This is a genomic window from Pseudarthrobacter sp. TE3704, assembly GCF_056279405.1.
This window is the reverse complement of sequence record NZ_JBWCCJ010000009.1, coordinates 65,432-91,016: the sequence shown is the minus strand read 5'-3', so window position 1 is coordinate 91,016 and position 25,585 is coordinate 65,432. Positions and strand designations below refer to the sequence as shown.

General features: G+C 66.0%; 19 protein-coding genes. 11 read left to right on the top strand and 8 right to left on the bottom strand.

Going from position 1 to position 25,585, the window contains the following annotated elements:
- The first annotated feature begins 25 nt into the window (after positions 1-25).
- The 5 genes from ACZ9BC_RS20395 (at position 26) to ACZ9BC_RS20375 (ending at position 5,893) form a co-directional block, all read left to right on the top strand.
- Positions 26-1,540, top strand: coding sequence for a CoA-acylating methylmalonate-semialdehyde dehydrogenase (locus ACZ9BC_RS20395; protein ID WP_476247528.1), 1,515 nt, complete (start codon positions 26-28; stop codon positions 1,538-1,540).
- A gap of 10 nt (positions 1,541-1,550) precedes the next feature.
- A complete protein-coding gene (locus ACZ9BC_RS20390) occupies positions 1,551-2,462 on the top strand; it encodes a sugar phosphate isomerase/epimerase family protein (protein ID WP_476247527.1) in 912 nt (303 codons plus the stop codon).
- A gap of 32 nt (positions 2,463-2,494) precedes the next feature.
- The gene (locus ACZ9BC_RS20385) at positions 2,495-3,508 is read left to right on the top strand and encodes a Gfo/Idh/MocA family protein (RefSeq protein ID WP_476247526.1); all 1,014 of its coding nucleotides are present in this window, start codon (positions 2,495-2,497) and stop codon (positions 3,506-3,508) included.
- A 76-nt stretch (positions 3,509-3,584) separates the two neighbouring features.
- Positions 3,585-4,460, top strand: coding sequence for a sugar phosphate isomerase/epimerase family protein (locus ACZ9BC_RS20380; RefSeq protein WP_476247525.1), 876 nt, complete (start codon positions 3,585-3,587; stop codon positions 4,458-4,460).
- A complete protein-coding gene (locus ACZ9BC_RS20375; protein ID WP_476247524.1) occupies positions 4,457-5,893 on the top strand; it encodes a sugar porter family MFS transporter in 1,437 nt (478 codons plus the stop codon). The genes ACZ9BC_RS20380 and ACZ9BC_RS20375 overlap by 4 nt, the downstream gene beginning before the upstream one ends.
- A 75-nt stretch (positions 5,894-5,968) precedes the next feature.
- Here the strand turns inward: ACZ9BC_RS20375 and ACZ9BC_RS20370 are convergent, their stop codons facing one another.
- Entirely contained in the window at positions 5,969-6,418 is a 450-nt protein-coding gene (locus tag ACZ9BC_RS20370; protein ID WP_079597804.1) for a MarR family winged helix-turn-helix transcriptional regulator, read from the bottom strand.
- A 157-nt stretch (positions 6,419-6,575) separates the two neighbouring features.
- On the opposite strand from ACZ9BC_RS20370, the gene ACZ9BC_RS20365 reads away from it, so the two are divergent.
- Entirely contained in the window at positions 6,576-7,784 is a 1,209-nt protein-coding gene (locus ACZ9BC_RS20365; protein WP_476247523.1) for an MFS transporter, read from the top strand.
- Positions 7,785-7,905: 121 nt separating this feature from the next.
- On the opposite strand, the gene ACZ9BC_RS20360 is transcribed toward ACZ9BC_RS20365, so the two are convergent.
- Both ACZ9BC_RS20360 and ACZ9BC_RS20355 read right to left on the bottom strand, forming a co-directional pair.
- A complete protein-coding gene (locus tag ACZ9BC_RS20360) occupies positions 7,906-13,188 on the bottom strand; it encodes a peroxidase family protein (RefSeq protein WP_476247522.1) in 5,283 nt (1,760 codons plus the stop codon).
- A gap of 189 nt (positions 13,189-13,377) precedes the next feature.
- Positions 13,378-13,818, bottom strand: coding sequence for a hypothetical protein (locus ACZ9BC_RS20355; protein WP_476247521.1), 441 nt, complete (start codon positions 13,816-13,818; stop codon positions 13,378-13,380).
- Positions 13,819-14,125: 307 nt separating this feature from the next.
- Here ACZ9BC_RS20355 and ACZ9BC_RS20350 point away from each other — a divergent pair, with 307 nt between their 5' ends.
- Genes ACZ9BC_RS20350 through lepB form a run of 3 tightly spaced genes read left to right on the top strand, consistent with a single transcriptional unit; the run spans position 14,126 to position 17,598 of the window.
- Positions 14,126-15,550, top strand: coding sequence for a BTAD domain-containing putative transcriptional regulator (locus ACZ9BC_RS20350; protein ID WP_476247520.1), 1,425 nt, complete (start codon positions 14,126-14,128; stop codon positions 15,548-15,550).
- Between the two features lie 14 nt (positions 15,551-15,564).
- On the top strand, positions 15,565-17,013 hold the full coding sequence (locus ACZ9BC_RS20345) for a sensor histidine kinase (protein WP_476247519.1): 1,449 nt from the start codon (positions 15,565-15,567) through the stop codon (positions 17,011-17,013).
- 45 nt (positions 17,014-17,058) lie between these two features.
- Positions 17,059-17,598 (top strand): signal peptidase I, encoded by a 540-nt coding sequence (gene lepB, locus ACZ9BC_RS20340; protein WP_476247518.1) that lies wholly within the window; start codon positions 17,059-17,061, stop codon positions 17,596-17,598.
- A 20-nt stretch (positions 17,599-17,618) separates the two neighbouring features.
- Here the strand turns inward: lepB and ACZ9BC_RS20335 are convergent, their stop codons facing one another.
- From ACZ9BC_RS20335 to ACZ9BC_RS20325, 3 genes are read right to left on the bottom strand one after another with little or no spacing between them, the layout of a single operon-like run.
- Positions 17,619-18,638 carry a LacI family DNA-binding transcriptional regulator gene (locus ACZ9BC_RS20335; RefSeq protein WP_476247517.1) on the bottom strand — a complete coding sequence of 340 codons (1,020 nt, stop codon included), beginning with the start codon at positions 18,636-18,638 and terminating at the stop codon, positions 17,619-17,621.
- A gap of 33 nt (positions 18,639-18,671) precedes the next feature.
- The gene (gene iolB, locus ACZ9BC_RS20330; RefSeq protein WP_476247516.1) at positions 18,672-19,565 is read right to left on the bottom strand and encodes a 5-deoxy-glucuronate isomerase; all 894 of its coding nucleotides are present in this window, start codon (positions 19,563-19,565) and stop codon (positions 18,672-18,674) included.
- A gap of 18 nt (positions 19,566-19,583) precedes the next feature.
- Positions 19,584-20,324, bottom strand: a complete 741-nt coding sequence (locus ACZ9BC_RS20325; protein ID WP_476247515.1) for a GntR family transcriptional regulator — start codon at positions 20,322-20,324, stop codon at positions 19,584-19,586.
- Between the two features lie 292 nt (positions 20,325-20,616).
- On the opposite strand from ACZ9BC_RS20325, the gene ACZ9BC_RS20320 reads away from it, so the two are divergent.
- Together ACZ9BC_RS20320 and ACZ9BC_RS20315 are read left to right on the top strand one after the other, a co-directional pair.
- Positions 20,617-22,035: a sugar porter family MFS transporter gene (locus ACZ9BC_RS20320; protein WP_476247514.1), complete on the top strand. Its 1,419-nt coding sequence runs from the start codon at positions 20,617-20,619 to the stop codon at positions 22,033-22,035.
- Positions 22,036-22,168: 133 nt separating this feature from the next.
- Positions 22,169-23,302 carry an LOG family protein gene (locus ACZ9BC_RS20315; protein ID WP_476247513.1) on the top strand — a complete coding sequence of 378 codons (1,134 nt, stop codon included), beginning with the start codon at positions 22,169-22,171 and terminating at the stop codon, positions 23,300-23,302.
- A 36-nt stretch (positions 23,303-23,338) separates the two neighbouring features.
- Here the strand turns inward: ACZ9BC_RS20315 and ACZ9BC_RS20310 are convergent, their stop codons facing one another.
- Together ACZ9BC_RS20310 and ACZ9BC_RS20305 are read right to left on the bottom strand one after the other, a co-directional pair.
- On the bottom strand, positions 23,339-24,316 hold the full coding sequence (locus ACZ9BC_RS20310; RefSeq protein WP_476247512.1) for a matrixin family metalloprotease: 978 nt from the start codon (positions 24,314-24,316) through the stop codon (positions 23,339-23,341).
- Positions 24,316-25,479 (bottom strand): VIT1/CCC1 transporter family protein, encoded by a 1,164-nt coding sequence (locus tag ACZ9BC_RS20305; RefSeq protein WP_476247511.1) that lies wholly within the window; start codon positions 25,477-25,479, stop codon positions 24,316-24,318. Before ACZ9BC_RS20305 ends, ACZ9BC_RS20310 begins: the two co-directional genes overlap by 1 nt.
- Positions 25,480-25,585 lie beyond the last annotated feature (106 nt).

The window sequence follows — 25,585 nt, the reverse complement described above, 5'->3', positions numbered from 1 at the left end:
ACCCCATACTCAAGGAAGAGTCCCCATGACTGCCACCACCACTGAGACCACCACGATCCACCACTTCATCAACGGCGCCGAAACTGCCGGGGAGGGTGACCGCACCACGTCCGTCTACAACCCTGCCACCGGGCAGATCAGCGCGGAGCTGCGGCTGGCCAACCGTGCCGACCTGGACGCCACGGTTGCCGCCGCCCGCAAGGCCGCCGATACATGGGGCGACATCTCCCTGGCCAAGCGCACCGCCGTGCTCTTCAAATTCCGGGAACTCGTCGCTGCCCACGTCGACGAACTGGCCGCCCTGGTCACGGCCGAGCACGGCAAGGTCCTTTCCGACGCCAAGGGTGAAATCGGCCGCGGCCTGGAAGTCATCGAATATGCCTGCGGTATCCCGACGCTGCTCAAGGGCGACTACTCCGACCAGGTTTCCACCGGGATCGACGTCTTCAATTTCCGCGAACCCCTCGGCGTTGTTGCCGGCATCACGCCGTTCAACTTCCCCGTCATGGTTCCGCTGTGGATGGCGCCGATGGCCATCGCCACCGGCAACGCCTTCATCCTCAAGCCCTCCGAACGCGACCCCTCCGCGTCCATGCTGCTGGCAAAGCTGTGGAAGCAGGCAGGACTGCCCGACGGTGTATTCCAGGTCCTGCACGGTGACAAGGAAACCGTGGACGGGCTGCTGACCCACCCGGACGTGGACGGCATCTCCTTCGTCGGTTCAACTCCCATCGCGCAGTACGTCCACGAGACCGCCACCAAGCACGGCAAGCGCGTCCAGGCCCTCGGCGGGGCCAAGAACCACGCCATTGTCATGCCCGACGCGGACCTGGACAACGCCGCAGACCACCTGGCCGCCGCAGCGTTCGGCTCCGCCGGCGAACGCTGCATGGCCATCTCCGTCGCCGTCGCCGTCGGGGACGCCGCGGAGCTCATCGTCAAGAAGGTCGAAGAACGCGCCCTGGCTGTCAAGGTCAACAACGGCACCGCCCCCGACGCCGAAATGGGCCCGGTCATCACCCCCGCCTCCAAGGAACGCATCGTCAGGATCGTCACCGAAGCAGAACAGGCCGGCGCCGCCATGGTGGTGGACGGCCGCGATCTGGTGATCCCCGGCCACGAAGACGGCTTCTGGGTGGGCCCCACCGTCATCGACCACGTCAAGACCGGAATGACCGCCTACACCGAGGAAATCTTCGGACCCGTCCTCGTGGTGGTCCGGGTCGACACCCTCGAGGACGGGATCTCGCTCATCAACGCCAACCCCTACGGCAACGGCACCGCCATCTTCACCTCCTCCGGAGCCGCGGCCCGCAAGTTCCAGCGCTCCGTCACCGTCGGCATGATCGGCATCAACGTGCCCCTCCCAGTGCCGGTGGCCTACCACTCCTTCGGCGGCTGGAAAGCCTCGCTTTTCGGTGACAAGCACATCTACGGCCCCGAAGGCGTCTCCTTCTACACCCGCGGCAAGGTCATCACCTCCCGCTGGCCCGAAACCCACCACGCCTCCGGCGCCTCCTACAACTTCCCGTCCAACTAAGGAACGTCCAATGACTGAGAACAAACTGATCATCGGCACGGCTCCGGACTCCTGGGGTGTGTGGTTCCCGGACGACCCCAAGCAGACGCCCTGGGAGCGCTTCCTCGACGAAGTGGCTGAGTCCGGCTACAAGTGGATCGAGCTTGGCCCGTACGGCTACCTGCCCACCGACCCCACCCGCCTCGCAGAGGAACTGAAGCAGCGCGACCTCAAGGTCACCGCCGGCACCGTGTTTACCGCGTTCCACCGTGGCCTGGACCAGTGGGAAACCGCCTGGGAGCCGGCCCGTAAGGTGGCTGAACTGACGGCAGCCATGGGCGGCGAGCACATCGTGGTGATCCCGGCCATGTGGCGCGATGACGTTACCGGCGAAGCCGTGGAAAGCGGCACGCTCAGCGACAAGGCCTGGAGTGACCTGTTCGCCGGACACAACCGCCTGGGCAAGACCCTGCTGGAGGACTTCGGCCTGAAGCAGCAGTTCCACTCCCACGCCGACTCCCACGTGGGCGCCCAGGAGGACATCGAAACGCTGCTCGGCGCAACGGACCCGCAGTACCTGAACCTGTGCCTGGACACGGGGCACGCTGAATACTGCGGCGCCTCAAGCCTCGAACTCATCAAGAACTACCCGGACCGGATCGGCTACCTGCACCTGAAGCAAATCAACCCGGAGATCCTCAAGAAAGTCAACGAGGAAAACATGACCTGGGCGGCCGCCAACCTGGCCGGCGTCATGACCGAACCGCCGAACGGACTGCCGGACCTCCGAGCCGTCATCGAAGCCGTCGAAGCGCTGAACCGCCCCATCTTCGGCATCGTGGAGCAGGACATGTACCCCGTCGCCTTCGACGTTCCCATGCCCATTGCCAAGCGCACGCGCAACTACCTGCTGTCCTGCGGCTCCCGTACCGCCGTCAGCTAACCCCCGCCACAGACACTCAAAAGGACTGAACAATGACTGAAACCCTCCGCGTAGCCGTCATCGGCGCCGGACGCATGGGCGCCGACCACATCCAGCGGCTCCACACACGCATCCACGGAGCCGAAGTTGCCGCCGTCGTGGACGTCGACCTGGCCCGTGCCCAAGCGGCCATCAAAGGCATCCCGGGCGCCGTGGCCCTGGCCGACGCCGAGGAAGCGCTCAACAACGGCGACGTCAACGCCGTGCTCATCGCCACGCCCGGTTTCCTGCACGAGGACATCCTGCTCAAGGCGATCGCGAAGGACATCCCGATCCTCTGCGAAAAGCCCCTCACGCCGGATGCCGAGTCCTCCTGGAAGATTGTCCAGGCCGAGGTTGAACTGGGCCACAAGCGCATCCAGGTGGGCTTCATGCGCCGCTTCGACGCAGAGTACGCCTCGCTGGGCAAGATCATCCGCGACCATGAACTGGGCGAGCTGCTCATGCTGCACCACCAGCACCGCAACCCCACCACGCCCGAGGGCTTCACGAACGAGATGCTGATCAACGACTCCGTTGTCCACGAGTTCGACGCGATCCGTTTCTTCACCGGCGAGGAGATCACCAGCATCCAGGTCCGCCTGGGCAAGGCCACCAAGAACGCGCCCTCCGGACAGCACGATCCCCAGCACGTCCTGCTTGAGACAGAGTCCGGCGTCCTGGCCGACGTCGAGATCTACGTCAATGCCAAGTTCGGCTACGAAGTGGCCACCCAGGCTTCCTTCGAAGAGGGCGTCGTCAGCATCGGCGGCGACAAGGGCCCCTACACCCGCAGCGCCGGCCGCTGGGGCGGCAACGTCACCCCCGGCTTCGAAGAACGTTTCGGTGCCGCGTACGACGTCGAAATCCAGTCATGGGTGGATGCCGCACTTCGCGGCGAAATCGGCGGTCCCACCGCCTGGGACGGCTACGCCACCGCGGCTTGCTGTGAAGCCGGCGTTGAGGCGCAGAAGAACGGCGAAAAGGTGGCTGTGAAGCTGGCCGCCAAGCCCGACCTGTACAAGTAGATGCAGGAGAAGGGGGCGGAAAAGTCCGTCCCCTTCGCGGCTCCTCCCATAACTGATCCACAATGGAGTGTTTTACGTGAAAATCGCGCTTGACCCCACCCCGTTCCACCACTCGCACAGCCTGCTCGAGTTCCCGAAGGTGGTTGCGGACCTCGGCTACAAGTACATGCAGATGACCCCGCACGCGGACTTCATCCCCTTCTACAACCACCCCAAAGCGGATGATGAACTGGTGGGCCAGCTGAACAAGGCCTGCAGGGATGCGGGAATCGAAATCGCATCCGTCCTGCCTGTGCTGCGCTGGTCCGGCCCGGATGAGGATGCCCGGGAGGCGGCGGTCCGCTATTGGAAGCGTGCCATCCAGATCACCGTGGACCTCGGTGTCAGCACCATGAACACCGAGTTCAGCGGGCGCCCGGAGAAGGCGGAGGAGTCCGAGCGGGCCTTCTACCGCTCCATGGAGGAACTGCTGCCCATCATCGAGCGGGAGGGCATCGACCTGCTGATCGACCCGCACCCGGACGATTTTGTTGAAGAAGGCCTCGCCGCCATCCGCGTGATCCGCGGCCTGAACTCGAAGAACGTTGGCATGGTGTATGTGGCATCGCACAGCTTCCACATGAAGAACCAGCCACTGGACATCATGCGGGCGGCAGGGGATAAGCTGCGCCTGGTGCACGTGGCCGACACCATGAACCATCACGCCTCACACGGGCTGCGCTACATCACCAACCCGCCGGGCAACCCCGTGCGCGTCCACCAGCACCTGAAAATCGGCGACGGCGACGTGAACTGGGACGAGTTCTTCGGCGGCCTGAAGGAAATCGGCTTCCTTGACAGGGACGACACCGTGATGGTGTCCAGCGTCTTCGCCGAGGACGAGAACGCCGAGGACGTCTCCCGCTACCAGTTGGATGCGATGAAGCAGTACATCCAAAAGGTCAGCCAATGAGCGGTCCTGTGCCTGCGGAAACTGGAACGAAGCCCCCCAACCACAAAAAAGCGCTCCGGACCGTCACCATCATCTCCACGTTCGGTGGCCTGCTCTTCGGCTACGACACCGGCGTGATCAACGGCGCCCTGCCTTACATGCAGGAGGACCTGGGGCTGACTCCCTTGACCGAGGGGCTGGTGACGTCCTCGCTGCTGTTCGGCGCAGCGTTCGGTGCCCTCTTCGGCGGCCGCCTCGCGGACCGCAACGGACGGCGCAAGATGATCATGGTCCTTGCGGTCATCTTCCTGGTGGGAACGCTGGCCTGCACCTTCGCCCCCAACACCGAGGTGATGATCGCCGCCCGGTTCGTGCTGGGCCTCGCCGTCGGCGGCGCGTCCGTCACCGTGCCCGTCTACCTCGCCGAAGTATCGCCAAGCGCCCGCCGCGGCCGGATCGTCACCCAAAACGAACTGATGATCGTCACCGGGCAGCTGCTGGCCTTCATCTTCAACGCCTACCTTGGCAATACCTTCGGGGAATCCGGCGGCATCTGGCGCTGGATGCTGGTGATCGCGACGCTCCCCGCCATCGCACTGTGGATCGGTATGAACTTCATGCCGGAGAGCCCGCGCTGGCTGGCATCGATGGGCAGCTTCGGTGAAACCCTCAGCGTGCTGCAACGCATCCGCTCACAGGCCGAGGCCCGGACGGAGTTCGAAGAGGTCAAGGCGATGGCCGTTGAGGACTACAAGTCCAAGATGGGTTCGTGGAAGGACCTCGGCCTCCCGTGGCTCCGCCGGATCTTCTTTGTGGGCCTGGGACTGGCCGTTATCCAGCAAATTACCGGCGTGAACTCCATCATGTACTACGGCACGCAGATCCTGGCACAGTCAGGTTTTGGCCGGGAAGCGGCGCTGACGGCCAACATCGCCAACGGCGTGATCTCGGTGCTTGCCACGTTCGTGGGCATCTGGCTGCTGGGCAAGGTGGGCCGCCGCCGCATGCTGATCACCGGCCAGGTGGGAACGACGTCGGCCCTGCTGCTGATCGGCCTGTTCTCGTTGATCCTGCCCGAGGGCGTCGCCCGCGGCTTCGTCATCCTGTCGCTGACGGTTACCTTCCTCGCGTTCCAGCAGGGGGCCATCTCTCCGGTTACCTGGCTGATGCTCTCCGAGATTTTTCCGCTCAAGATGCGCGGCCTGGGCATGGGTGCTTCCGCGTTCGTGCTGTGGATCGTGAACTTCCTGGTGGGCTTTGGCTTCCCGCAGCTCCTGGCCGCCCTCGGACTCTCCAGCACGTTCTTCGTGTTTGCCGTCCTGGGCGTCGGCGCCATCGCCTTCGCCGCGAAGTACGTCCCGGAGACCAAGGACAAGAGCCTGGAAGACCTGGAGCACTACTTCAAAAACGTGGCGGGAAAGAAGCCTGAAGCCGCAGTGGGCCGCAGCTTCTAACCGCTGCCACCGCACAGCACGGGACGGACGAGTGCCCCTTTGAGCCAGTCTCGAAGGGGCACTCGTGTTTGTGTGTCAGGCCCGGACGTGCAGCTTTGGCAGGGCGTCCACGAGGGGTGCCAGTTCGGGGATGTCCAGCGCCCCGGCCAACGCGCGTTCCAGGGTTTCGTCATGAACCGGCCTGGCCTTTTCGAGAAGGCTGATGCCGCTCGAGGTGAGTTCGGTGTAGATTCCGCGCCGGTCGTCGTCGCAAAGAATCCGCGTCAGGAGTCCCCTGTCCTCCAACCTGTTGACCAGCCGGGTTGTGGCGCTGGGGCTCAAGGCGGTGGCCCGGGCGAGCTGCTGCATGCGCATGTGCCAGCCATCCTGGCGGCTGAGTGCGTCCAGGACCGTGTACTCCACAACGGACAGCTTCGAGTGCGCCTGGAGTGACCGCTCCAGTTCGTTCTCAATCAGTCCGTGGAGGGCCGCCAGGGTCCGCCATCCCTGCGCGCGGACCTCGACGGCGTCGTCCTTGATGCCCATGACAATGCTCCTTGAACGGGCGGCCACGGAAGGCCGCGCACCGGTTGTGGTTCGATAGTTGCTTGCGCTGGTTATTTGCGCATGCAACAATAAATACCGCGTCTGCAACTATCTTAGGCGCCTTCCCGTACCGAGTACAGCTCAAAGGAGCATTCGCATGCCTACTGGTTTACTGGCCCTTGCCCTCGGCGGGTTCGGAATCGGACTCACGGAATTCGTCATCATGGGGCTGCTGCCCGAGGTGGCCGCCGACTTCGGTGTCAGCGAGGCATCGGCGGGGTGGTTCATCTCGGGCTACGCACTGGCCGTGGTGGTGGGCGCCCTGGGGCTGACGGCAGCGGTGACCCGTTTCGACCGGAAACCCGTGCTGGCCGCCCTGCTGGTCCTGTTCATCGTGGGGAACCTGCTGTCCGCAACGGCGTCAGACTATTGGCCCATGATGCTTGGCAGGGTTATCGCAGCCCTTGCCCACGGCGCTTTCTTCGGCATAGGTGCCGTTGTGGCGGCGGACATGGTGGCGCCCGCGAAGAAGGCAGGCGCCATTGCCCTGATGTTCACCGGCCTGACCGCAGCCAACGTCCTGGGCGTTCCGTTCGGGACCCTGCTGGGCCAGGCTGCCGGATGGCGTGCCACCTTTTGGGCAATTACCGTGATTGGCGTGGTGGCGCTCGCCGGGATCCTGGCACTTGTTCCTGCCACCGCCGGCACCAGGGGGCAGGCGGGCGGGCTGCGGCGGGAGCTGCAGGCCTTCCGGTCGGGGCAGGTCTGGCTCTCCATCGCAGTGACCATCCTGGGATTCGGCGGCATGTTCGGGGCCTTCACCTACATTGCGTACACACTGACCGAAGTGTCCGGTTTTGCTGCCACCACCGTGCCGTGGCTGCTCATTGTGTTTGGCGTTGGCCTCTTTGCCGGCAACACCCTGGGCGGCAAGGCCGCCGACCGGAATGTGGACCGGACCCTGCTGGTGGTGCTCGCCGTCCTGGTTGCCGTTCTGGTGGCTTTCGCGCTCACGGCCGGTAACCAGGTGCTGACGGTTGCCTCCCTGGTCCTGATGGGCGGCTTCGGTTTCGCCACTGTTCCCGGACTGCAGATGCGGGTGATGAAGTATGCCAGCACTGCGCCCACGCTGGCGTCCGGCGCCAATATCGGTGCATTCAACGTGGGCAACGCGTTGGGTGCGTGGCTGGGCGGGGTGACCATCACCGCGGGGCTCGGCTACACTTCGCCGATCTGGGCCGGCGCGGGCATCACGCTCCTGGGCCTGGCAGTGATGGCCTTCGCCGCGGCAGCCGCCAGGCGGAGTGACGCACCCGGTCCGGTGGAAGTGCCGGAGCGGGCCGGTGACCCACTTCCCGCCCGCTGACACCGGCGGGGCCCGAGTGCAGGGACTGTTGCGCAGCGGGGTTAACCAGATGTGACCTGCACAGCCTGTTGGCTGGCAGGTCACACCTGGCATTGGCGAAGATGCCGTGGACTATGCGGACTTACTCAGGTTTTGGACCTGCATCCGAGTTGGCAAGTGCTTTCCTGGCGTAGGCCCGATACCGGAGCACCTTGTACGCCAACAAGGCGGCAGCAGCCAGGAGGCCGCCGGTGGTGATGGCCGCGACCACGGCACCGGGACCGGTGGAAACGTACCCGGCCAGGGCCGCGAGGGCAATCGGTGCCACCGTGCCGAATGTGCCCCCGAAAGGTGCACTGCCCGTAGCCGGCGGCTGGTCCTGTCCGGCGGCTGCCAGGGGTGCTTCCGCATCCCGCTCCACGGTGCCGCGCTGGTTAGCCCTGGTGCGTTCCTCGGCTGTGGCGCCGGGGGTGACGGGCTTGCTCAGCTCGGAAAAGACGGGTTCGCCTTCCCCGGCGGGGGCAACCTGGAACCGGTATGCTGCACCGTTCTCCAGGCCACGGACCACCATCCTCGAGGCGCCGTTCTCAGCAGCCTGGATGGCACCCACCTGGTTACCGTTGGAATCGACGGTCCGGACGAGGAAGCCTGCGGGTGCGGGATTCGCAGGTGCCGGGTTGACCGGTGCGGGATCGACGGGTGCCGGGTCCACTGGTCCCGAATCCACGGGTGCGGGATCGACAGGTGCCGGGTCCACTGGTCCCGAATCCACGGGTGCGGGATCGACGGGTGCGGGATCGAGGGGTGCCGGGTCCACCGGTCCCGAATCCACTGGTGCCGGGTTCGGGTTGGCCGGAGCGGGATCCACGGGCGCGGGGTTGGGAGCTGGATCCGTACCCGGCGCCGGGTCAACGATCACCACAACCTCGCCATCGCCCGGAATGACGTCCACGCCGTCGTTGGCACCGTCGTCGGTTCCGCCGTCGGTCCCTTCGTCGACCTCGTCCTCGGTCACGTCCTCGGTCACGTCCTCAGTCCCGTCGTCGGTCCCTTCGTCGACCTCGTCCTCGGTCACGTCCTCGGTCACGTCCTCAGTCCCGTCGTCGGTTCCGCCGTCGACGCCGTCTTCGACTTCGTCCACGTCGTCGTCCACGTCTACGGGATCCTCATCCTCCACCCCGTCCCCTTCACCGTCGTCGAGCCCGTCGCCGAAGACCAGGGTTTCGATGTTGTGAAGGGTGTCCGTGCCGTCCTCACCGCCGTTGTGGGTGACTGTGGTGACAGAGCCAGGGGAGCCCATGGTGCCGTCGCCGCCGGTGGTGGTGATGGTGTAGTTGGCTTCGAGGTCCGAGAAGACCGCGCTGTCCGTCCCTTCGGCGGAGCTCAGGATTTCCCGCACCACGATGATGTTGGCTGGATCCACGGTCCCTGCGAATACCGCCTGCTGCAGCGTGGGTCCGGTGAGGGCGCCGTCGGCGTTGCGCTGGTACTGGGCGGTCATCGAGGTGGCGCTGCCGATCTCCGTGGACGCATCTGCAGCGTTGGTGCGGATGCTGAGCCGGATGCTCAGGTAGCGGTCGCCGTCGATGATGTCGTTGCCGCCGCGGCCTTCGAGGACGTCGTCGCCGCCGCCGCCGAGAAGGATGTTGCCTTCGCCCCAGACCTGGGGCCCGTTCAGCACGGGGCATTCCTGGGATGCGGATGCGTTGACGACGTCGGCGAGGGGCGTCGGAAGGGACGGGATGAGCTGGTTGAGCCCGGCGATGCGGTCCACGCCGGCCTGGTCCAGGACGTCGCAGCCGATGAAGCCGCCACCGCCCCTTGTGCTCGGGATGATGTCATCCCCCCGGAGCACGTCATTGAGCGGGCCGCCGGAGAGGGCTTCCACCTCGTTGTACCTGTCCCGGACACCAACCTGGAGGATGTCCAGCGGCTCGATCGGAAGCTCGAGGTCGGCGTCCTGAGGCTGGGGATCGAAGAGCCCGATCTCCCAGTCGTAGCCGGACGCGCCCGCCACTTTTTCGACGCCGGGGCCGGCAATGCCGATGTCGTCGCCGCCCTCCATGTCATAGTCGTCGTCGCCGCCCTGCCCGATGAGGATGTCATTGCCGGGCTTCTGCGAGTCGTCCAGGAAGAACAGGTTGCTGGAGTCGCCGATCAGGAGGTCGGGGCTGTCGCCGCCTTCCACCCAGTCATTCCCGCCGCCGCCGAAGACGGCGTCCAGGCCTTCACCGGCAATCACGAAGTCGTCATCTTCACCGGCGAACGTCTCGTTCGAGTTCGCACCGCCGTTGATGAAGTCCCTGCCGTCCCCGCCGATGAGGATGTCCAGGCCCGGGCCGCCGTCGATCGCGTCATTGTCCGGCCCGCCCTTCAGCATGTCGTCCCCGGCGAGGTCGGTAATGATGTCGTTTCCGTCGCCGCCCAGGACGGTGTCGGCGCCGTCACCGCCTTCGATGACGTCGTTGCCAAGGCCGCCCCACATGGTGTCGTTGTCCACTCCGCCGTAGATGCGGTCGGCATTGCTGGATCCGTTGTACACGGCCTGGCCGTTGATGCCGGCCGGGTCCACCGAGTTCGAAGCACGGTACTTGATGGTGCCGTCGGGCATGCGGATCAGCAATGCTGCCTCGTTGCACTCCGACACCGGATCGTCCGCCACGGTATTGCCGGAAGCCGCGAAACCTTCCGGAGTTCCGGCCAGGTTCTTCAGCTCGAACTTGCAGTCGGCAGTGGCAAATGCGTCGGCCTTCAGCGCCTGGGCATTGGTGTTGCGCATGATGATCTCCGCAAAGGAGTTTCCTTCGAGCTGCGCCATCAGGTTCATCCCGGGGGTGCGGGCCAGGTAGTAAAGCCGGTCACCGTTCTGCAGATCGGTCATCTGGCTCTCGAAGACGTAGTTGAACGTGCTGCCGAGCAGGCCGCCGAACAGGTTGGTCCGTTCGGCCAGGCCGCCCATCCACAGGTCGATGTCATCGAGCCCGGTGGTCGAGGCGGCGCCGTTGTTGGCCCAGCCGTCGATGCTGTTCATGAACGCCACGGCGTCCTCCGGCGCAACCTCACCGGCCAGGGTGTCCGGGCTGACGATCAGCCGGGCCGCCGTGCGCTTGGCCTCAAGGGTGGTGGCCTGCACGATGGAGGGATGCTTGCCGTAGGCGGCCACGAAGTTGACCAGCGACTCCGGGTGCTTGATGTTTTCGCCGAAGTCGATCCAGTTGGTGTACGGCTTGAGCTGGCTGTCGTTCGTGGCGCCATGCAGTTCCCGGCGCAGCGCATTCAGCGTGGGCAAGCCTTCCGACCGGGCACGGGTCAGGTTGATCGCGGCCAGGTCCATGGGCAGTCCCAGCAGCTTATTCCGCAGCGTATCCGTGACGAACTCGTCCAGTTCGCTCCCGACCTGGTCCGACATTCCCATGATGATGCTGCCCGCGGCCTCCTCGGAGGTCAGCGGCCCGGCGGGGCCGCCGTCGGTGTATTCGGGCGGATTCAGGAAGCCCTCCAGGAGGGAGATATCGTTCTGGGAGCCGCGGACATCGTCGGAATTCCCCCACACGCCGTCGGCACCCGGGCCGTCCTCGTTCCGGCGGGAAATGGTCTCCGTCAGCATCGAGTGGCCGAACCGGTACACGGCGTGGGCGAACTCGGCGTTGACCGCGGGATTGATGTCCGTCTGCGAGAAGGCGAAGGGTTCGAAGAGGTTGATCGCCGGCTGGATTTTCCGGGCGAACTCCTCGAAGACCAGGTGCTGGTACTCCATTTCCGCGATGAACCGCGCGGCCTGGAAAAGCCGTTCGCCGTTCCAGCCGTCTGCCCCGGTGGCAAGCTTCCACTCGGGCAGGGCCGCAACGCCCCGGGTGGACGTGTCGGTGCTGAGGACTCTCTTGATATCTTCCACCAGACGGTCATGCTCGGAGTGGAAAACCTGGTGGATGGCGCTCAACCCGATGTTCTCGTTGACCCTGCCGTCGCCGGCGATGAAGTGTGCGTTCAGCATTTCGTCGTCGTACGTGCCGGGAGCCTGGCTCATGAAATCTGCAGACGCGGAGGTGTCTGCATCCGGCACCGGCGCGACACGCGGTGTTGCCGGATTGTGGTCGGTGTCCTGCGGCGACGGGTCGGCGTTGTGCGCGATGTCCGTCAGGAACGGAGTGTGGAAATACAGCACGTCCTGCGGTACCAGAGTTCCCAGGCCACCGTTCGCGGCTCGGTCTGCCTCGACCAGTCCGGACCTCGTGACAAACTGCGGGAGCCCGTTCTTCGGGCCCGGGATGAACTTCCCATAGGCATCGGCGGCGAGCATGGGGACATTGAGGACGTCCTTGTCCAGCAACTGGATGCCGAGCAGCTCCCGGGCCTGCGTCTTGGTGGTGGCCCAGGTGGCCATGCCGCCGGCCTCGGGCGTGCCTGCCGGGCCGCCCAGCAAGGCACCCGTCGATACCGGCTGCCCGGCTGCGTTCTTGACGTACTCGCGCAGGAACACCTGGTGGGAGGAATGGGACGTGTACGTCTGGCTCTGGTCTACCCAGGGCGAGTTGGTGTTCAGGGCATCCTGGACATCGTCCTGCGTCCCCAGGACACCGTCCGCGCCCGGCTGGTTCATGCCGCGCGTCAGGACCATAAAGCGCATGTGCGGATTGAGGTCATCCGCGTTGCCGAACACGTGGTCCGGCCCCGCGATCAGCGGGTCATCGGCCTTGAGCGGAACATAGACGGTGCCGCCGCCCTTGACCGTCTGGTCGATGCCATGGTCAAAGAACTGGCCGAAGAGGGTGAAAAGGGAGTTGTAGGGCGGTGAGAGTCCGACGTCGGTGGTTACGTTGGGAATGAACAGGGTGTTGTGCGAGGGGACGCAGCCGTCCGGCTCGGCAGCAACGGGAGGAACCGCCTCCGGATCCGGGTCGACGGCGCAGGGCACCACGCCCTCATTGCCCTGGGTCCGCGCCGGGAACCCGGCGGCGGCCACAGCGGCCGGGTTGGTTGACGTCTGGTCGGCGATCAAATTGCTGATGGTTCGCGGCCGCGAATCGAAGACACTGCCGGACTTCTGCGTGTAGCTCGTGGCGACGGGGGGACCGCCAAAGGAGCCCCTCTCAGCGTCGCCGAACGACTTGGATCCCAGCCGCGGGAACACCTGGTCCGCCGCGCCGAAGGTCTCCTGGCCCTGCTGGAGGTTGTTGCAGCTTCCATCAACCGTGCGCAGCCCGTGGGACAGCAGCGGGCTGGCAAGCTGGTTGGGGCCGGGTCCCACCAGGGCACCGCAGGGCCCGGTCCCGGACGTGGTGTTGGCCACGTGCGCCTCGGCGATCTTGATCTGCTTCAGGATGAAGGACAAGTCCGAAGGTGTCACCGTGAACCCTGCACCCACAGGGGCCTGCACGGCATGGGCCGCGAGCGGCGGCAGTCCCATGGAGGCGGCCAAAGCCACTGCTCCTGATGCTGCCAGGGCCCTAATGCCCCTTCCGCCGGTTCTCTGCTGTCCTGAATGCGCTGACCCGCGTCGTATCGCTTTCATCCTGCACATGCTCCCCAGTAGCGCCGACTTCCCAGTCGAGTCGGCTGAACAAGGTCATGGTGCAGGGATGTTCTAGGGAAAAGCTTGGTGTCATCCCAAGGTCTACCGGTCACCGCCTCTGTCGTCGCCCGGGCCGTCGTCGGACTCGCTGCCGTCCCTGAGCCCGCCCTTGTCGTCTCCCAGGTCGTGCAGGGGGCCGTCGTCGGAAACCCCGTCCGGCCGCAGTCCGCCCTTGTCGTCGCCCACGCCGCGGGTAGGGCTGTGGGTCGGTTGCAGCGGGGGATGCGTCTGCAGTTCAACCTGGATGCGTTGTGTCTCCGGGGCCGTATGGTCAGGTACCGCGGTGATGCTGGGCGTGGGCGTCGGAGTGGCACGCAGGGCCGGCTGTTCCCCGGGTTTGGCGGTGCCGCTGCCGGACTGCACGTCGGCCACCACTACTCCGGGAGAGACCGGAGCGGGCGGGCCCGCATTCGCCTGGGCCCACATCGTAAGACTCGCCGCACCTGCTACTGCTGCGATGGGGAGGTACCAAAACTTTTTCATCGGTTCGCCTTTCTTGTTGGTGCACCACGGCAGTTGCCTGTCGCAAACCGACCAGCAGCGGTTTTCTGCCACCGTAGGCTTGCCGGCTTGGGGAATTCTTTGGCGGCGGCGGGCTGGCTCCGCGCAGAACTACCTAGGTTTTTCCACCATTCGAACCCGAAAATGAATCCGCGTCCTGACCAGCACAGATACGTCAAAGGGCCGCTTATTTCCCCGCACATCTGCCGGGCTTCCGCCGGTTGGATTCCGAGTACCTCCCCTTAGGTACTAAGTACCTGGAAGGAAAGCACGCGTGAAGAAGCGAGTAATGAGCACTGTTGTTCGCCTGTTGACCCGTCAGTTCAATGGGACGCAGGCAGTACTCAACTACTTGGGGGGCACCATCGTGGCTACATTGGAGATGGCGAAGAAGAGCGGCGGTCCGGGGCTGGTTGCCGAAGTGTTGCCGCAGGCACCGGTGCTGGCGATTTCGGTTTTTGGTCCGTTGACCATCCGCCGCGGGAATACGGAGCTGGGCTCGAACGACCTTGGTGGGCCCAAGCCCCGGCAGGTGCTGGAGATCCTTTTGTTGAGCTTTGGTTCGGCGGTGTCCAAGACCCGCATCATGGACCTGCTGTGGGGTGACAATCATCCGTCGGTGGCGTTGCCCACCCTGGAAAGCTATGTCAGTGTCCTGCGGCGGCACCTGCAGCCGGGCACCGGCCGGAGCGGGCCGCTGCGGACGGTCACCGGCGGCTACGCGATCGACCGGTCGCTGGTGGACCTGGACCTGAACCGGTTCGACACGCTGGCCAAGCAGGCCAGTCAGGCCGATGCGCCGGCCGCGCTGGCATTGCTCACCGAAGCGCTTGAGATCGCTTCTGCCCCGTTGCTGGGGGATGAGTTGCTGCCGGCCTGGGCCGAGGAGGAACGGGCTCTGCATGCAGCCAGGGTCAGCCTGGTCCGGGTCCAGGCGGCCGAGACCGCCCTGGCTGTGGGGGACGTGGGCAAGGCTATTGCGTGGGGCGGCGCGGCGGCGAAGGAGGATCCCTTGAATGAACGGGCCTGGACGGCCCTGATTCTGGGGCTGGAGCGCAACGGCGAAAAAACCGAGGCGCTGCGGGCATACGACCGCTGCCGCCGGGTAATGGACGAAGAACTGGGCTGCGCGCCCAGTCCGGTGCTGAAGGAGGCACACGCCAGGCTCCTGACCAGCACCGCAGCCGCCCAGGGGCCAGCAGAAGCCCGTCCCTCCATCCGCGTGGTGGCCGAAAGCCGCGACGTTGCACCGCAGCTGACCAAGCAGGAAACCGAACGGCTGCGGATCCTGATCGTTGATGACCACACCACCTTTTCGGACCTGCTGGCCGGGGCGCTGGACCGGGAGCCGGACCTGAAAAGTGTGGGGGCGGCGAAGTCGGTGGAATCCGCGGTGACCATGTTCCGCGAGCTGCAGCCCGACGTCGTCATTATGGACCTTTACCTGACGGACGGCTCCGGCCTCAAGGCCGCCGAACACATCCTGTCGGAAGCCTCGGAAGCCCGCATCGTGATGCTCACCGGCAACCCGTCGCAGGACGCGCTGCGTGAGGCTGCCTCGATGGGTATTTGCGGGTTCCTTCCCAAAGACGGCGCGCTGGGAGTCATGCTGGACACCCTCCGGCACGCCCACCCCGGCAACATGATCGTCCACCCAGCCCTGGTGGCGGGACTGGGCAGCCCCGCATCCCGTCCGGAACCTGCGGGCCTGTAGCCAGGCCACTTACCGTGCGCATACATCACCTGGAAGCGGCTGCCTCCGACAGCATGAACAAGGCCCCTGGAGTAGACGAGCGGCGTGAGGTCCGGTCGGCCGTTGCGCGGTTCCTCACCGCCGGGTTTGTGGCCCTGGTCCTGGTTGCCACCCCCGTCGCGTTCTGGATCTGGGCTGAAGCGGAACGGCACGCCCTTGCCAATGCAAGGGATTTCACGCAGCGCCTCGCCGATAACGTGGTGGGGCCGCTGCTGACCAACCAGCTCCTGGCCCGCGATCCCGGCGCGCTGGAATTACTCGACGAGCGGTTGGCGCCGTGGCTGGCCAACGGCGGCGTGACCAGGATCAAGGTGTGGGACGAGCACGGCCGGGTGGTCTATTCGGACGTGAAGTCGCTCATCGGACAGGATTTCGAACAGGAGGAATGGGCGCGCCGCCTCCTTGAGGGCGGGCCGGCGACGGCCACCCTGGAATCCCAGACCGGGGAAGAGAACGAGTACGAGGCTGATTCCGGCGAACTCGTGGAGGTCTACGCCCGCTCTTCATCCGCGAGCGGCGCACCGATGATCTTTGAAACATACTCTTCGGGTGTGGCAGTGCGCGGCGAACAGCGGGCTGTGCTGATGGGCATGATTCCACCGATGCTGCTGTCCCTGGCCGTCCTGCAGCTGACGCAACTGATTCCAGCCGTCCGCCTGGCCCGGCGGATCCAGCTCGACCAGGTGACACGCAATGCGCTGCTGCGCTGCGCGATCGAAGCGTCTGACCAGGAACGCCGGCAAATCGCCAGTGAACTCCATGATGAAGTAATCCAGGACTTGTCGGGGCTGGCGTACGCTCTGGAATCAGAGGAGCGCTACGGTCCGCCGGAACTCCAAAGCGTTTTCTCCAAGGCCAGGACGATGCTGCAGAACAACATCCGCAGCCTGCGCGCCATGACCAGTGAGCTCTATCCTCCTGACCTCGAAGAGCTTGGGCTGAAGACTTCCCTCCTGCGGCTGGAGACGCCCTTGGTGGAGCGCGGCATTGCCTTGACCATGGAGATCCCGGACAAGCTCGTGCTGGACCGGGACCGGGCCGTCCTGGTCTACCGAGTGGCGCGGGAAGCCCTGGTGAACGCCACGAAGCATTCCGCGGCCCACTCGGTGGCACTCCGGATCCGCCATGCCGGCCAGCGCACCCAGATCACGGTTTCAGATGATGGCCGCGGCTTCAACACAACCCAGCCCTGCCCGGAAGGCCACTTTGGCCTGCGGATCCTGGGGGACACGATCCACCAGGCCGGTGGAACCCTTGAAGTCCTCTCGACGCCGGGCGCAGGAACCTCTGTCACCGCAACGTTCGGGGTTGCCGCGCCGTCCGTCCGCTGGGCCAGCCGGCATCCCGCTGCGTCCCCAAGCGAGGACTCCTTGCCACAGCGTGTGCCGCTGAGGTCCCTGCCCGAACGCGGCGCCCTGAGGTAGCTGCCAGATGCGACTGGGTGACGAAGAGGATTGAAAACGGTATTCATGGACGACAGCGGCCGGCGGCGCGCCCCCCGGCACCGGCTGACGGGCACGACGCCGGGGCCAGCCGGGAGACACTGGCCCCGCCTCATCTCGTTGGCTGTGATTCCGGCCCTGGTGATTCTTGCCGTCAGGGCGTGGCTGCTGGAACCGTTCACTGTCTCGTCGGACAGCATGGAGCCGACCATCCCCATGGGGTCTGTCGTGCTCCTGTATAAGCCGGGTGCGGGCCTGATCCGTAACGGGGTGGTGGTGGCTTTCACCAGTCCCGTCGACGGGCGCACCGCCATCAAGCGGGTCATTGGCCTTGAAGGGCAGACTGTGGCTATCCGCGACTCGGAACTGTATGTGGACGACGTCGCCGTCCCTGAGCCCTTCATCGATCACAGCCGTATCGACGCCACCTACTTCGGCCCCGAAAAAGTCCCTGCAGGAAGCGTTTTTGTGCTCGGGGACAACCGGGGAGTATCGATCGATTCCAGGGACTTCGGCGCCGTGCCTTTGTCCGCGGTCCGGGGCACCCTGCTGACCGGCCAGAAGTAGGAACGCAGCGGCAGGCAGTGCTACCGGGCGGCCGGGTCCGAGGAACGCCGGACCAGGAGGACGGGGTCCAGCTTGCGGGTCACCGCCGGGCCGGCCGTACCGGCGATCCGCTCCAGCATCACCTGCGCCGCCACCTGTCCCAGCTCCCGGGCATGCTGGTCGATGGACGTCAGCCCGATCAGTGGTGAGGCCGCCACTTCGATGTTGTCGCAGCCCACCACGGCAACGTCATGGGGGACCGAGAGACCGTGGGAGGCCAGGGCTTCCATGATGCCGATGGCCGTCAGGTCGTTGTGCGCAAAGATGGCCGTGGGCACCTCGGCGCCCGAGGCCAGGAACTTTTCCATCACAGCCCGGCCGCCGCGCTCGGTCATGTCGCTGTGCACCAGCATCGGCTCCAGGCCAAGCTTCTCCATGGCATGCAGGTAACCTTCCCTGCGGGCCGTGTACGGAAGCCAGTCCGAGATGTCCACGTGCGCAATCCGCCGGTGCCCCAGTCCGTGGAGGTGCTCCACCGCAAGCGCTCCGGACCGGAAGTCGTCGCACAGGACGGAATCCACGCCGTTGATCTCCAACTCCCGGGTGATCACCACCGCCGGCGTCCCGCGCAGTGCGGCGGCCAGCTCCTCGGCTGAACCGGTGTAGCCGGCCAGGATGACGCCGTCCACCCGCAGGTCCACAAACGAGCGGACCGCCTCCAGCTCCGTCCCCGGGTCGGCGGAGCCGACGGCGACCATCACCTGGTTGCCGCTGCCGGCGGTCCCTTCGGTGATGCCGTCATAGATGTCCGCGAAGACGGAGTTGTGCAGGTCCAGGAAGAGGACGCCCAGCGTCCTGGTGCGGTGGCTGGCAAGGCGGCTGGCCAGCCTGTTGGGGGAGTAGCCCAGCGCGGCGGCGCTCTCGAGCACCGCCGTCCGCCTGGCAGGCGACACCTTGGGGGAATTGCGCATCACCAGTGACACCAGCGCACGGCTTACCCCGGCCTCGCGGGCCACGTCCTCCATGGTCACTGACCGCTGGGCGGGGGAAGTCTGCTTCACAAGACTCCACTATGCCATTTGCGGAAAGGGCGGCTACGCTCCGAAGGGCAGCCTCGGGTCGATGTCCTGGCCGTCCCAGCCCTGGCGTACCCAGCCGTGGTGCGGGTCGTCGCTGATCAGCCACTCGCGGACCGGGCCGGGGCCTGCCATGACGTTGAGGTAGTACAGGTCGTAACCGGGGGCTGCCATCGCCGGCCCGTGCCAGCCGTAGGGGACCAGGACCACGTCGCCCGTGCGGACTTCGGCTGAAACGTCGATGGGGCGCTCGTCAGAGGCGTAGACGCGCTGGTAGCCGATGGCGTCAGCGTCGGCGGGCGCGGCGGAACCGGCTGCCACCTGGGTCTCGAAGTAGTAGATCTCCTCGAGGCGCGTCTCGCCGTCCTTCTCCTCGTCGTGCTTGTGCGGGGGGTACGAGGACCAGTTCCCGGCGGGGGTGAGGACCTCGCAGACGATAAACCGGTCGGCTTCCAGGGCAGCGGGAGTGCCGAAGTTGTGTACTTGGCGGGAGCAGTTGCCCGCCCCGCGCAGCTCAACCGGCGTCTCCGCTGCGGTGATGAGGCGGGTGGGGTAGGACGCGTTGGCTGGCGCCGTGGCGACGGCAACCCGGCCACCGTCGGAAGAGCTGATGGTGACCGTCCGTCCGGTGCCCGAGTACAGGACGTCGCTGGGACCGGAGAAAACGGTGGCGCGGCCGTTCAGACCGTAGGAGTCCCCGTCCACCGTTACGGTGAAGGATCCGTTGAGCGGCACCACGATGCGTTCCTCATCGGAGGCGGGAAGTACGACGTCGGCCCCTGCGGCCAGGGTGGCCACCTTCAGTCCCGTGTGTGCCCACCCCTCCACGGTGAGGGAGGAGTCGGAGGTTCCGATCGAGACGTCCCACTTGCCGTCAGTGGCGGTGCCCAGCGGGTAGACCCAGTTGGTCATGGAGTGTGCTCCTTGCGGTTAGCGCTGTACGAGTGTCATTTCAAAGCTGTAGGAATCGGCGCGGTAGACGTGGTGGCCCGTCTCCACGCGCCGGCCGGTGTCGTCGACGGCGGTGCGCTCCATGGTGACCAGGGCTGAGCCCTCGGCGGCTTCCAGCATGGACGCCTGGTATTCGTTGGCGGTCATGGCGCCGATCCGCTGGCTGGCCAGCCGGAAGTTGACGCCGCCGCGGCGGAGGATTGAGTAGAGGCCTTCGGCGGCGAGCATGGCTTCGTCCATGTCCGCGATGTCGTCCCGCACCCAGTTCTCCATCAGTGCCAGCGGCTTGCCGCCCACCTTCCGCAGCCGGGTGAAGTGGTAGACCTTCGATCCCGCCGGGAGCTGGAGTGTGGCGAGGGTGGCCTCGTCCGCCTCCAGGTGGGCGAAGCTCAGGACGTCCGTGGTGGGCTTCTTGCCGTTGTTGGTGAGGTCGTCATACAGGCTGGACAGCTCCAGCGGACGGCGCACCTGGCTGGAGACCACCTGGGTGCCCACTCCGCGTTTGCGCACCAGTAGGCCGGACCGGACCAGTTCGTCCATGGCTTTGCGCATGGTGGGACGGGACAGGTTCAGCTGGGCCGCGAGGTCGATCTCGTTGTCCAGCCGGCTGCCCGGCTCGAGGACCCCGCTGTAGATCGCGGCTTCGATGCCCTGCACCACCTGGTGGTAAAGGGGCACGGGGGATGAACGGTCGATGCTGAGACCCAGGTTGTTCGCCACGTTTCGTTCCTGTTCTTGGTTGCGGCTCCCGCCCGCCGGATGAGGCGTAAGCGGCCCGCTTTGCCACCATATGTTCTCTTGATAGGACATACTTTCGCCTTCGATCGTAGCAGGCAGTGCTGCCGGGTCAAGGCTGCTGCTTTCACTAAGCCATAAACCGGCCGGAAAACTTATTTGTGCTGACATTAGGACGTTTCCTTGACGCGAATGATTAGAGCGCTCTAAAGTCAGTGTCACGCATCACATCTCAGGCCGGTTCGTCCCGGTCCCCAAGAGAATCTGAGAGGCAACAATGCAGTTGCAGAAACAAGCCCTGAACGCCCCCGGCAGCCAACGCCGCGGGTACCTGGCCCGCCTGACCGTGATCTCCACGCTCGGCGGCCTGCTCTTTGGCTACGACACCGGCGTCATCTCCGGCGCCCTGCTGTACATGAACGACTCCCTGAACATGACCGCCGTCGAGGAAGCCACCGTCGTCAGCGCGCTGCTCTTTCCCGGCGCCGCTGTGGGCGCCCTGACCGGCGGCCGCATGGCGGACAAGCTGGGCCGCCGCGGATCCCTGCTGGTCTGCGCCCTGCTGTTCCTCTTCGGCGCCATCGGCTGCGCCATCGCCCCGAACGTTCCGTTCATGATCGCGGCCCGCGTCCTGCTGGGCCTCGGTGTGGGGGCTGCCGCCGTCACGTGCCCGCTGTACCTCGCGGAAATGGCGCCGGCCCACCTGCGTGGCCGCATGGTCACCATCAATGAGCTCATGATCGTGACCGGCCAGATGCTGGCCTTTGCCATCAATGCCCTGCTGGATGCCCTCATCCACGACACCGAGGTCTGGCGCACCATGCTGGGCATCGCCTCGCTGCCCGCCCTTGCGCTGCTCGCCGGCATGCTGCTGCTGCCTGAGTCCCCGCGCTGGTACGCCATCCGCGGCCGGCTGGAAGACAGTCGCCGTGTCCTGAACCTCAGCCGCAGCCCGCAGGAGGCAGCCGCTGAATTCGAGGAAATCGCGGAGGCTGCCCGGACGGCAAAGGAGGAGCGCGGCCACGCCTGGCGTGACCTCCGCAACAACCCCTGGATGCGCCGGCTTCTGTGGATCGGCATCGGCCTTGCAACCGTGCAGCAGGCCACCGGCATCAACACGGTGAACTACTACGCCCCCACCATCCTGGAAAAGAGCGGGCTGGGAGTGAGCGCATCGCTGGTTGCCACCATCGGCGTCGGCGTCACCTCCGTGCTGATGACCATCCTGGGCATCTGGCTGCTGGGCTTCATCGGCCGCCGCAAGATGCTGGTCATCGGTTTCTCCGGCGTCGTGGCCTCGCAGGCGCTGCTGGCAATCGTATTCCTGCTGCCCCAGTCCGACCTTGCCAGCTACACCATCCTCGCCGCCATGATGCTGTTCGTCGCCTTCGTCCAGTGCTTCATCGGCACCTGCGTCTGGCTGCTCCTCTCCGAGATGTTCCCGCTGGCCATCCGCGGCTTCGCCATGGGAATCGCGGTGTTCGCCCTCTGGACCGTCAACGCCGCCATCTCGTTCCTGTTCCCGATCGTCGTCGAGGCACTGGGGTCCACCGGCACGTTCGGCCTGTTCGTCCTGGTCAACGTCGCGTCACTCGCCTTCGTCATCAAGTTCGTTCCCGAAACCAAGGGCCACTCACTTGAAGACCTGGAAGCGCACTTCCGGGAAGGCGCCGTTCCCGCAAAGCTGCCTGCCTGATCACCAGCCCCTGAGAGCAACGCGGGGTCGGATCCAGCCCAATCCGGAGCTTCCGGAGGGCCGGATCTGACCCCGCGTTGCTGTTGCCGGTGGCCTACGCTGGGTGGATGAGCAGCAGAAGGGGGCAACAGCCATGAACCTGTCAGGAAACCTGGGCCCCAGCCCGCGCAGCCTGGAAGTGGAGGACCTGGAAAGCTTCGACCGAATGCTGGCGGCCGGTGCCGTGCACCTGCAGGGCTGGCACGCGCAGTCCTTGGACCTCCGCGGCAGGGCTTCCGCCCTGGCCGGCCTCGATGTGGAGGGCGCCATTTTCCTTGGCTGCACTTTTGACGAGGGTATGGAGGATGCCCTCCGCCGCCGCGGAGCGCTCATCTTTCCACGGCTGACGGGAGTCCCCTTCAACCCGTACCGCTCCACGCTCTACTCGCCCGGCGAACTCTATGACGGACTCGCCGGCGCCCCCTACGAGGAGCTGCCCGACGCGCGGATCTACCAATGGAGCATCCAGCCGGGCCAGCGGCACCGGGTGGACGCCACCCTCGCCTCAGCCCTGCACGACCATGCCATCGGCGACGCGCTGGACGAGCTGACCCATTCCCGCCCCTGGTCAGGGCAGCCCATGGTGGGAGTGATGGGCGGGCACGCCGCCCAGCGTGGCAGCGCGGACTACGCGCAGGCGGCAATGCTTGGCAGGCTGCTGGCAAGAAACGGCTATTCCGTAGCCACCGGCGGCGGGCCCGGCGCCATGGAGGCCGCGAACCTGGGTGCCTACCTGAGCCAGGCGGACGACGGCGGCCTGCAGGCTGCGTTGGGCATGCTCGCGGCCGTTCCCGGCTTCCGTCCCTCGGTGTCGGCGTGGGCGCGGGCGGCGGCGGCCGTCGTCGAACGCTTTCCCGGCGGGACGCCGTCGCTGGGAATCCCCACCTGGTTCTACGGCCATGAGCCGCCCAACTGCTTCGCCACCCACATCGCCAAATACTTCGCGAACGCCATCCGCGAAGCCATCCTGCTGGAGCTATGCCAGGGAGGGATCGTGTTCCTGCCCGGAGCCGCCGGAACTGTCCAGGAAATTTTCCAGGACGCCTGCGAAAACTACTACGGAGCCCCGGAAAAGGTCACGCCCATGGTCCTGGTGGGCAGGCACCACTGGGAGCACCAATACCCCGCGTGGCCCATGCTCCGCAGCCTGGCGGCGGGCCGGCCCATGGCGGACCGGATCTTCCTGGTGGACACCGTGGAAGAAGCGGTGAAGGTCCTGCTCCGGTAGTCAGCGGTCCTCCAGCCAGGCGAAAGGTCTGTACGGCTAAAGGTCTTTCCGGCACTGGGCCTTGCTCAGCTCAAACAACCCGTTGAGGTCGCCCGCGGACAGTCCCTCAGGGGTGCCGATCTCCGGGTACATCAGCTGGGTGGGGTCCTCCACATGGTCCAGGCCCACCACATGGCTCAGCTCGTGCAGGATCACCGCGGTGGCGTAAAGATGGCCATCCGGGTTCAGCAGCTCGTTGGCGATCTGCGGCGCGTCCAGGTCCAGGCCGCCGGTCACGAAGGTCTTGGGCCCGTCGTCGTAACTGAAATGGGTGCTGCCGCCGGTGCCGATCACTTTCCCCTCCAGCTGCGGTGCCACCTCGGGCGTGGTCCACGCAATGAGCAGCGGTGCCCAGCGCTCGCCGTACGCGTCAGGCTGATAGGGCGGCCGCTGCGGCGAGGGCTGTTCAGTGGTGGTGCCGTCATCAATGAACGTGATCCCGGTTGCCGCCGCGATGGTGGCGATGGCCGCCGGAACCAGGCGCTCCGCACCGGCCGGTGCGAGGTCAGCGTTCACCACGTAGTGGAGGGGCCGGCAGGGCGAATATCCCACCGGACTGCCGTCGCCGTTGACGGCGAGGAAGCGGTACGAGTCGCTGCCCACGGCAGGCGGGGAAGGCGCGCCGAGGGGAGCGTCTTCCTCCTCGAAGCCCGGGGGAGGGGTGTCCACGCCGGCCTCGGACGGGCGTCGGGCGCCGGCTTCACCGGACGGCGGAGCACTTTCCTGTACCGCGCCGCCCTGTGTTGTACTGTCCTGTGTTGTCCTGTCCTGGCCGGCACCCGGCTGCCTTTGCTGCGCGTTGCCCGGGCCAATTCGAAGATCCAGGAGCTGCTTTACCCTGGGATCGTCCAGCACCAGCGCGCCGCCCAATACTCCGGCCACGCAGAGGGCCCCGACCAGGACCACCCTGAATCGTGGGCCTGCGCCCTCCCTGCGGGTTCGGTAGCCTGCACGGCGCGGGGGCCGGTCTTCCACTAACCCACCACGGTGCCGAAGACCAGCCCCAGCAGGTAGGTCACCGCGGCGGCTCCCAGCCCGATGGCGAGCTGGCGCAGGCCGCGGGTCAGGGGCGAGGTGCCGGACAGCAGGCCCACGATGCCGCCAGTGGCCAGCAGGGCAACGCCCACCAGGACGCCGGCCACCACCAGGGCAGCCACGCCGGTCATGCCAAAGACGAACGGCAGGATGGGGACAATCGCGCCGGAAGCGAAGAAGCAGAAGCTGGACAGCGCCGCACCCCATGCCGTGCCGACAGCTTCATGCTGGTCTTCGTCCTCCGGCAGTTCCGGCTGGAGGGAGAGGCTGGGATCACAGTCGCAGGACAACAGGCCCATGCGCTCTGCCACCCGGTGCTCGGCCGCCTCATGGGACATGCCCCTGGCCAGGTAGACGAGGAGGAGTTCGTTGTGCTCGATGTCCAGCTTCGGGGCCGCGGCCAAGGTGATTTGCGTGGGGCGGGTGGCCGCCAGGAGTTCCCGCTGGGACCGGACGGAAATGAATTCTCCGGCGCCCATGGACATGGCACCCGCCAACAGTCCCGCGATGCCGCTGAGCAGGACCACGGTGCTGGCCACCCCGGACGCGGCCATGCCCATCACCAGGGACAGGTTGCTGACCAGGCCGTCATTGGCGCCGAAGACGGCCGCGCGGAACGTACCGGCCAGGCGGTTGCGGCCTCGTGTTGCCAGGCCGCGGACCACTTCCTCGTGGATCTGTTCGTCGGCGGCCATCGCAGCGGTGGCGTTGGGGTCCTTGGCATAGGGGGAGCGGCCTTCTGCCCGCTGGGCCAGGGCCAGCACGAACACCGAGCCGAAGTGCCGTGCCAGGAAACCGAGGAACCGGCTGCGGAATGACGCCTGCCGCGCCTTGCCCGCCTGTTCTCCCAGCAGGGCCAGCCAGTGCGCTTCGTGCCGGCCCTCGGCTTCCGCCAGGGCAAGGAGGATTTCGCGTTCCTCGCCCTGCCGGTTCTGCGCCAGGTCGCGGTAGACCGAGGCTTCGGCACGCTCGTCGGCGAGGTACTGGCGCCAGCGCTTGATATCCGCCGCGGATGGTGCGGGACGCTCCGGCTGGTTCGGCTGGCCTGAATTTGATGGGCCCGAATTCGATGGGGCATGGTCGGGCTGGGCGTGCTGTGACACGGAAACTCCTGGGCTGGATAGGGCGTGTAGCGGCCCCATTGCAGTGCCCAGCTTACTGCGAACTGCCGGGGTTTTTTGGCTGGCAAACCTCCTTGGAAGGTTTCGG